Annotated in this window: 2 protein-coding genes; both read right to left on the bottom strand. The window is 59.9% G+C overall.

Features of this window, described 5'->3' with window-relative positions; all coding sequences use genetic code 11:
- Positions 1–36: 36 nt before the first annotated feature.
- A complete protein-coding gene (gene dnaG, locus ACIOUG_RS26905; protein WP_401070190.1) occupies positions 37–2001 on the bottom strand; it encodes a DNA primase in 1965 nt (654 codons plus the stop codon).
- Positions 2002–2482: 481 nt separating this feature from the next.
- On the bottom strand, positions 2483–2653 hold the full coding sequence (gene rpsU, locus ACIOUG_RS26900) for a 30S ribosomal protein S21 (protein WP_401070193.1): 171 nt from the start codon (positions 2651–2653) through the stop codon (positions 2483–2485).
- Positions 2654–2655 lie beyond the last annotated feature (2 nt).

The following is a 2655-nucleotide window of genomic DNA, read 5'->3' as shown; positions in this document are numbered from 1 at the left end:
AAAAAACAAGCCGAGGATTATACCTGAGCTATGACCTCACGCGCCAGTTGAGGTCGGGTTTGATGCGGAAACATTGCGACTTAGAAGGTCGCGCAGTTGATTTTTCTCTTCGGCGCTCAGTTCGCTTTGACGCGCTTTTCTGAGCAGCTGTTCCAGATTTCGCTCGCGTTGGCGGGCTGACAAGCTAGTAATGGTGTCGAAAAACTGTTGTTCAAGGTTTTCTCCGTCAATCAGCCACTCCTTTTCCGCCAGTGCCTTGAGCAATCGACCCTGTTCAGTGCCGTGCCATCGCGCGATCAACTGAAATGAGTTTAGCTTGGGATTCTTCTGTACGGCTTCGAGCAGCGCCACAAGCAACTGTGCGTTGGTCTGATTTTCGTCCGCAATGTGCCCGGCGTCCTCGACGCGCTCGGCCAGTTGCGGGTGATGAAGCAAAGTGCGCAGGGCGGTCAGGGTCGGCGATTCGACGCCAATTGGCGTGCGCGGGCGCTGTTGATCACGATCACCGCCGCGCTTGCCGTTCTTGTCCCAGGGCTTCTTGTCCCATTTCTTGCCGCCGGCGCCGGTTTTTTTCGGCGTCCACTCCTGCTGCGGCACATACATGTCCTGTGCCTGCGGCTGATGGTAGTCGCTGTAGTCCGGCATTGCGTCGTAATCGATGCCCGGATCGTAGGCCGGCGGCGCTTCCTGCGGCGCGCTTTGCGCCAGCTGGCTGACGGTTTCGCTGCTGAGGCCGGTGATTTCGGTCAGGCGCTGGCGCATCAGGATGCGCAGGTTCGCGCCTGGCACTTTGTCGATCAGCGGTGCCGCGAGGGTGGCCATGTGGGCCTTGCCTTCGAGCGAGCGCGGATCGGCTTCCTCGGTCAGTTGCTGGAAGAAATAGTCTGCCAGCGGCTGCGCATGCTGGTTGATACGGGCCTTGAAGGCATCGGTGCCTTCGGCGCGAACCAGGGTGTCCGGGTCTTCGCCTTCCGGAAGAAACAGAAAGCGCGCCCGGCGCCCGTCCTGCAGGCACGGCAGTGTCGCTTCGAGCGCGCGCCATGCAGCATTGCGGCCGGCCTGGTCGCCGTCGAAACAGAACAACACGTTCGGTACCACGCGAAACAGGCGCTTGAGGTGTTCTTCGCTGGTCGCGGTGCCCAGGGTAGCGACGGCATTGCGCAAGCCTTGCTGGGCAAGGGCGATGACGTCCATGTAACCCTCGACGACGATGATTTCGTCGAGGTTGCGGTTGTTCTTGCGAGCTTCATAGAGGCCGTATAGCTCCTGGCCTTTATGGAACACCGGGGTTTCCGGCGAGTTCAGGTATTTCGGCTTGTCGTCACCCAGTACCCGGCCACCGAAAGCGATGATCCGGCCGCGGGTGTCGCGGATCGGGAACATCACGCGATCGCGGAAGCGGTCATAGCGTTTGCCGGTTTCGGCGTTCTCGATCAGCAGGCCGGCGTCGATCATGGCTTTCTGCTGCAAAGTGTCGCTGCTCAAATGCTTGAACAGGTTGTCCCAGCCCGGCGGCGCGAAACCGAGACCGAAGTCGCGGGCGATCTCACCGGTCAGGCCGCGGCCCTTGAGGTAATCCACCGCCGCCTTGCGCGCTGGATGGCTCTTGAGCGCCTGGCGGTAAAAATCGGCGGCGGCGGTGAGCAGCGGATACAGCGGCGAGTCGGTCGGCTGTCGCGGTTTGTGCGGGCGGCCGCTTTCTTCGCGGGGGATTTCCATGCCGGCGGCTTTGGCCAGGTCCTCGACGGCCTGGGGGAAATCCAGGTTGTCGTGGTCCATGAGAAAGCCGAGGGCATTGCCGCCGGCGCCGCAGCCGAAGCAGTAGTAGAACTGCTTGTCGGGGCTGACGCTGAACGACGGGGTTTTCTCTTTATGGAACGGGCAGCAGGCGGTGTAATTCTTGCCGGCCTTTTTCAGTTGCACGCGCGAGCTGACCACGTCGACGATGTCGGTGCGGTTCAGGAGGTCGTCAATAAAGCTCTGGGGAATCAGCCCGGCCATGGCGTTCTCGTCTGCGCTGTAATGAGTCCGATGCGAAGGGCGGCCGGACGCAGGTCTTGAGTGAAACGCGCACAATAGGCGGTTCGACCGGGTCGGTTGCGTAATCGCTGTCGGGAAGTGTATCTGCCGAAAATCCACTGACGTTAGTGCTGATCAGTTTTCGACTATATGAAAGTGTTGCGCTGAATCCGCTGACGGCCGGTCAAGGGCCTCGGATAGCTCAATAAAGCGGGCACGCATGCAGGTGCCTTGGGCTGATCGTCGTAAGAGGAATCAGTGGGTGTGCTCGTCAGTAGCCTTGAAAGACTCGTCAGAAAAGACGTGCACCGCTGGCAAAAGAGCCAGGCCTGACGCGGTGAAGCGGTTTTGTCTCGGTCGCGTGTGCGGCTTCGACGGTGAAGCATCAAGCGTTTTACGCAAATGCCATTAGCCCGGCTGAGGGCCGGGCTTAGGCAAGAAGCTTGCTACGATCGTCTGTGTATTAGTACAGACGAACGGCGCGGCGCTGTTCGCGCTGAACTTTCTTGGCGTGACGCTTAACAGCGGCTGCTGCTTTGCGCTTACGCTCAGAAGTTGGCTTCTCGTAAAATTCGCGGCTACTAACTTCAGCAAGTACACCGGCTTTTTCGCAGGAGCGCTTGAAACGACGCAGAG

Origin of the sequence: Pseudomonas sp. NPDC087803, assembly GCF_044742995.1 — a bacterium.
Classification (GTDB): Bacteria; Pseudomonadota; Gammaproteobacteria; order Pseudomonadales; family Pseudomonadaceae; genus Aquipseudomonas.
The sequence above is the reverse complement of the archived record's forward strand: the minus strand, read 5'-3'. Positions and strand labels throughout refer to the sequence as shown.